Below are 4,651 nucleotides of genomic sequence, written 5' to 3' on the forward strand. Positions count from 1 at the left end.
AGGAATGTGCCGCCATCGGCCAGGCCGCCGACCGCCTGGCGTGCTACGACCGATTGGCCGGCAGGGCCCAGGCCGTGCCGGCCAACCGGTCGTAGCACGCCAGGCGGTCGGCAGCCTGGCCGATGGCAGCACATTCCTGAAGCGTCGGCATGGGCGGTGTGCCTTGCGCATGCGCCGGGGCCACCAGGGCCGGCAGCAGCAAGGGAGCAAGACGAACGGAGAAGACGAGTCGCATGAAGTGGCTCACGGTGAGGCCGCCCGAACGCGGCAGGCGCGATGGTACGGGGCGGTGATTGGTGCGATCATTTCGCGCATGAAACCCCACGTTCAGGAACTGGTCGACCTGCTGCAGGTCGAGCAGCTGGAGCACAACCTCTTTCGCGGCATCAGCGGCGACATCGGCAGCCCGCGCGTCTTCGGTGGCCAGGTGCTGGGCCAGGCGCTGATGGCCGCCGCCCTCACCGTCGAGCGCGAGCGCAGCGTGCATTCGCTGCATGCCTACTTCCTGCGGCCCGGCGACAAACAGGCCAGGATCGTCTACGACGTTGACCGCATCCGCGATGGAGGCAGCTTCACCACCCGGCGTGTGGTGGCCATCCAGCACGGCCAGCCGATCTTCAACTTCGCCGCCTCCTTCCATGTGACGGAAGAAGGCCCGCGCCACCAGGCCGCGATGCCGCAGGTGCCACCGCCCGAGGGGCTGGCCAGCGTGCAGGAGATGCGCCGCAAGCTCGTCGACCGCATGCCCGAGCGCATGCGCGCCGTGCTGCTGGCCGAGACGGCCATCGACATCCGCCAGTGCGACCCCTGGGATCCGCTTGACCCACCCACCCGCGAGCCGCTCAACAACGCCTGGTTCCGCGCCGACGACCACCTGCCCGACGACCCGGTGCTGCACCAGGCCATGCTGGCCTACTCGTCGGACTTCGGCCTCTTGCACGCGGCCCTGCTGCCACACGGCTTGAGCTTCATGAACGGCAGCGTGCAGGGCGTGAGCCTGGACCACGCAATGTGGTTCCACGACAGCTTCCGCATGGACGACTGGCTGCTCTACGCCACCGACTCGCCGGCGGCGCAAGGCGCACGCGGTTTCTGCCGCGGCAGCATCTTCACGCAGGACGGGCGCCTGATCGCCTCGGTGGCGCAAGAAGGCCTGATGAGGCCGCAGCCGCCCAAGAAACGCAAGGACTGATCAGCCCTTCTTGCCGAGCGAGGCCATCAGCGTCGCTCGCCGCTGCAGGTTCTCGGCCGGCCACAGTTCCGAGGCCTTGTAGTACTCGGCCACCGCCGGCACGCCCGGCGGCAGCAGCACCCAGGGCTGCTTGGAGGCGGTGAAGATGTGGATGTCGGGCGGCAGGCGGTCGGGCTCGTCGAGCGTGCCCACGCGCACGAAGCTCACGGCCTTGCCGGCGCCGGCGTAGTGGCTCCACAGCGCGATGCGGCAGGTGGGGCAGCGGCAGATGAGCTGGCCCTTGCCGCTTGCGGACGGCGTGTTCACCACCTCGACCTCACCGCTGAGCAATTGAACGCGGTCGGCCTCGATCATGGCGTTGAGGGCGAACGAGGAGCCGCTCTCGCGCTGGCACCAGCGGCAGTGGCAGCAGTGGGTGAAGAGCGGCTTGCTCGTCATGCGGTAGCGCACCTGGCGGCAGGTGCAGCCGCCGTCGAAGGTGTCGGTGGGGGTACTCATCGGGCTCTCCTGCGTTGCGGTCATTGGGCTGTGCACAGCGCGATGGCATGTTCCACGCCGAGCCGGGGGCTCGTCAACGCCTCGATGCCGTGCGTGGCCAGCACCGCCGCAGCAGGCGCCATCGAGGCCTGGGCCAACACCACGGTGGGACGGCGCGGTGCACACCGCACCGCCGCGACGATGCGCTCGATGTACTCGGCCTGCCGCCCGGCCTGGAAGTGCGGCCACGCCTCGGCGACCAGCACCGGCGCGATGCTGATCGATGTGCCCAGCCGCTGCGCCGACGACTGCAGCAGCGCCGCCGTGGGCGCGAGCGTGCTCTGCACGGTGGCCACCAGCAACACCGTGCCGCCGGCGCGCACCGCTCGGTCGGCCATGGCGCGGTCGATGCGCGTCACCTGGAAGGCACCCCCGGTGTCAGTGGCCTCGGCGATGCCGCCCAGGGTGGAGCAGGTGCAGACCACCACGCGCGCATCGGCTTCGGTCAGGGCGGCACGCACACGCGTCACCAGCGCCGGATCGTCCGTACCGAGCACCTGCGCCTCGGCCAGCAGGTCGTCGCGCACGAGGTGCACCGCACGCAGCGACGGAGCGAGCTCGTCGAGCAGCGCGGAGAAGGTCGCCACGTGCACCGCGGCGGTGTGGAGAAAGGCCAGGTCGGCCATGTCAACGCGTCAGAAGCAAGGGCAAGGACGACGCGATCATCACCAGCCCTGAGACCGTGAGCAAGCCCAGCACCACGCGCCGGAACGCCGCTTCGCTCAGGCCCACATAGAGCCGCGTGCCGAGGATCGAAGGCACCAGCAGCGCGGGGATCACCACGCCGATGAGCGGCCACATCTCGCGCGTGACCAGGCCGCTGCCCAGGTAGGTGGCAAAGGTGACGGACAGCGCCGCGAGGTTGAAGTTCTGCAGCACCGCGCGGGCGGTGTCCTTGTCCCAGCCGCGCACCGTGCACCAGAACGAGGGCACGACGCCGGTGAAGCCGCCCAGCCCGCCCATCACGCCGCCGGCGGCGCCGGCAATCGCATCGCCGATGCGCCCGCCGCGGGTGATGCGTGGGAAGCTCTGCGAGAACAGCAGGGCCGAGCAGCACACCATCAGCGTGACACCCAGGCCGAACTTGAAGACCACCGCATCCACGTAAGGCAGCACCATCACGCCCAGGGGCACGCCGACCAGCGCGCCCGCCAGAAAGGGCCACAGCAGCGGCCACTGCAGCCCACGGCGCAGGCGCACCGCCGCGAAGATCTGCCCCGACAGCCCGCCGGCGATCGAGACCACCACGGCGATGCGCGGGTCGATGCCCCAGACCCAGATCGACATCGCCACCATGCCGAAGGCGAAGCCGGAGAGGCCCTGCACGAAGCCGGCGACGACCGCGCCGGTGACCAGCAGCCAGAGCTCGGTCGTCATCACATCGAGCGGCCGTCGAACTGCGTGACCGGGATGGCCGCGAGGTCGATGCCTTCGATGCAGCGGATGTTGACGGCCGCCATGCGCCGGCCTTTCGGGTCGGTGCCTTCGCCGAAGGGGTGGATGCCGCAGCGCGCGCAGAAGCGGTGCTGGATCACGTGCTTGTTGAAGAGGTAGGTGCTGGCCTCGGCCTCGGGCGTGAGCAAGGTCAGCTTCTCGCGCGGCACGAACCACAGCAGCGAGCCGCGGCGCTGGCACATGGAGCAGTTGCAGGCCATGGCGCCATCGATTTCGCCTTCGACTTCGTAGGCCACCTTGCCGCAGTGGCAGCTGCCGGTGTACTTCATGGGCGTGTCTCCTTTGCGGCCAACTGTAGCTAACCGGTGAGGATGGGCCGCAGCGTCTCGACCTCGTCGACGATGAAGTCGAAGAAGGCCGCCACGCGCGGGCTCTTGCGCAGCTCGGCGGTGGTGAGCACGCGCCAGATGCGGGCGAGCTCCGGCACCGGGCCCAGCACGCGCACGAGCTCGGGCTCGGCGTCACCCAGCGCGGTGGGCAGGGGCGCGAGGCCCACGCCGGCCTTCACCGAGTTCACCAGGCCCAGCACGCTGTTGTTGCGCGCTACGGGCGGTGTGTCGGGCGCCACCTGGCGCAGCCATTGCGCGGCGCGGTGCTGGGCCATGGACTCGTCGAGGCCGACCAGCGGGAAGCGCGGCAGTTCGTCCAGGCCCGCCGGCGCGCCGTGCTGCGCGACGAAGCCCCGGCTGGCGTACACCGCCCACAGCGAGTCGCCGATCTTGCGGCCGACGAGCGCCTCGTCGTCGGTGTCGCCGGAACGCAGGGCGATGTCGGCTCCGCCCTGGGCGAGGTCGAGGTACTGGTCGCTCATCACGAACTCGACGCGCAGCTTCGGGTAGCGCGCCTGGAAGCGCTCGAGCAGCGGCGAGCGGCTGATGCGCAGCACCAGGGGCTCGGGGCAGGTGACGCGCACCACGCCCTCGACCTCGCGCCGGGCCACCGCGATCTGCTGCTCGAAGGCGAGCGCCGCCTGCTCCACCACGCGCGCCTGCACCAGCATCAGCTGGCCGAACGCGGTGAGGCGGTAGCCGGTGGGCTCGCGGTGCACCAGCGCCTGGCCGGTGTGGCGCTCCAGCTCGGCGATGCGCCGTTGCACCGTCGAGGCCTCGGTGCCCAATGCCCGCGCGGCCGCGAGCGTGCTGCCGTGGTTCGCCAGGGCGACGAAGTAGCGCAGGTCGTTCCAGTTGAGCATGGGGTCGGCCGGGTGACACAGGGTTATGCAACATTGCAGCCCCCTTGTGCAAGCCTGCACCTTCCGCGCCGGGGTGGCGCTGCCTACGCTTCCGGTCATCCCCCCACCAGGAGCCCCGCGATGAATCACCCACCTGCCCTCTTCTTCCTCGCGCTCGCCGCGGCCGCCGGGCCCGCGCGACCGGATGCGCAGCGTCGAGTTGTCCTGCTGCGCGCCGTAGACGCGGTACGGGAACGTCGCGTCGGTCGTCACGCGATAGAACTGCGCGGTGGGCT

7 protein-coding genes are annotated in these 4,651 nt (G+C 70.3%); 1 reads left to right on the forward strand and 6 read right to left on the reverse strand.

Annotated features, from left to right (window positions below):
* Positions 1 to 43 precede the first annotated feature (43 nt).
* Positions 44 to 235: a hypothetical protein gene (locus tag VFL64_RS22755; protein WP_489542670.1), complete on the reverse strand. Its 192-nt coding sequence runs from the start codon at positions 233 to 235 to the stop codon at positions 44 to 46.
* Positions 236 to 313: 78 nt separating this feature from the next.
* On the opposite strand from VFL64_RS22755, the gene tesB reads away from it, so the two are divergent.
* Complete coding sequence (tesB, locus tag VFL64_RS22760; protein WP_489542671.1) at positions 314 to 1,192, forward strand: acyl-CoA thioesterase II; 879 nt, start codon at positions 314 to 316, stop codon at positions 1,190 to 1,192.
* Here the strand turns inward: tesB and VFL64_RS22765 are convergent, their stop codons facing one another.
* Genes VFL64_RS22765 through VFL64_RS22785 form a run of 5 tightly spaced genes read right to left on the reverse strand, consistent with a single transcriptional unit; the run spans position 1,193 to position 4,376 of the window.
* Positions 1,193 to 1,690 carry a GFA family protein gene (locus VFL64_RS22765; RefSeq protein ID WP_489542672.1) on the reverse strand — a complete coding sequence of 166 codons (498 nt, stop codon included), beginning with the start codon at positions 1,688 to 1,690 and terminating at the stop codon, positions 1,193 to 1,195.
* Between the two features lie 20 nt (positions 1,691 to 1,710).
* On the reverse strand, positions 1,711 to 2,355 hold the full coding sequence (locus tag VFL64_RS22770) for an Asp/Glu/hydantoin racemase (protein ID WP_489542673.1): 645 nt from the start codon (positions 2,353 to 2,355) through the stop codon (positions 1,711 to 1,713).
* A 1-nt stretch (position 2,356) separates the two neighbouring features.
* Positions 2,357 to 3,106, reverse strand: a complete 750-nt coding sequence (locus VFL64_RS22775) for a sulfite exporter TauE/SafE family protein (RefSeq protein ID WP_489542674.1) — start codon at positions 3,104 to 3,106, stop codon at positions 2,357 to 2,359.
* The gene (locus tag VFL64_RS22780; RefSeq protein WP_489542675.1) at positions 3,106 to 3,453 is read right to left on the reverse strand and encodes a GFA family protein; all 348 of its coding nucleotides are present in this window, start codon (positions 3,451 to 3,453) and stop codon (positions 3,106 to 3,108) included. Before VFL64_RS22780 ends, VFL64_RS22775 begins: the two co-directional genes overlap by 1 nt.
* 29 nt (positions 3,454 to 3,482) lie before the next feature.
* The gene (locus VFL64_RS22785) at positions 3,483 to 4,376 is read right to left on the reverse strand and encodes a LysR family transcriptional regulator (protein WP_489542676.1); all 894 of its coding nucleotides are present in this window, start codon (positions 4,374 to 4,376) and stop codon (positions 3,483 to 3,485) included.
* Between the last annotated feature and the right edge of the window lie 275 nt (positions 4,377 to 4,651).

It is taken from the genome of Rhizobacter sp. (genome assembly GCF_035702065.1).
Classification (GTDB): Bacteria; Pseudomonadota; Gammaproteobacteria; order Burkholderiales; family Burkholderiaceae_C; genus Rhizobacter.

Excerpts from the sequence above, each read along its gene's own strand:
- VFL64_RS22755 (WP_489542670.1), bottom strand. The coding sequence starts at position 235 with ATGCGACTCGTCTTCTCCGTTCGTCTTGCTCCCTTGCTGCTGCCGGCC.
- tesB (WP_489542671.1), top strand. The coding sequence starts at position 314 with ATGAAACCCCACGTTCAGGAACTGGTCGACCTGCTGCAGGTCGAGCAG.
- VFL64_RS22765 (WP_489542672.1), bottom strand. The coding sequence starts at position 1,690 with ATGAGTACCCCCACCGACACCTTCGACGGCGGCTGCACCTGCCGCCAG.
- VFL64_RS22770 (WP_489542673.1), bottom strand. The coding sequence starts at position 2,355 with ATGGCCGACCTGGCCTTTCTCCACACCGCCGCGGTGCACGTGGCGACC.
- VFL64_RS22775 (WP_489542674.1), bottom strand. The coding sequence starts at position 3,106 with ATGACGACCGAGCTCTGGCTGCTGGTCACCGGCGCGGTCGTCGCCGGC.
- VFL64_RS22780 (WP_489542675.1), bottom strand. The coding sequence starts at position 3,453 with ATGAAGTACACCGGCAGCTGCCACTGCGGCAAGGTGGCCTACGAAGTC.
- VFL64_RS22785 (WP_489542676.1), bottom strand. The coding sequence starts at position 4,376 with ATGCTCAACTGGAACGACCTGCGCTACTTCGTCGCCCTGGCGAACCAC.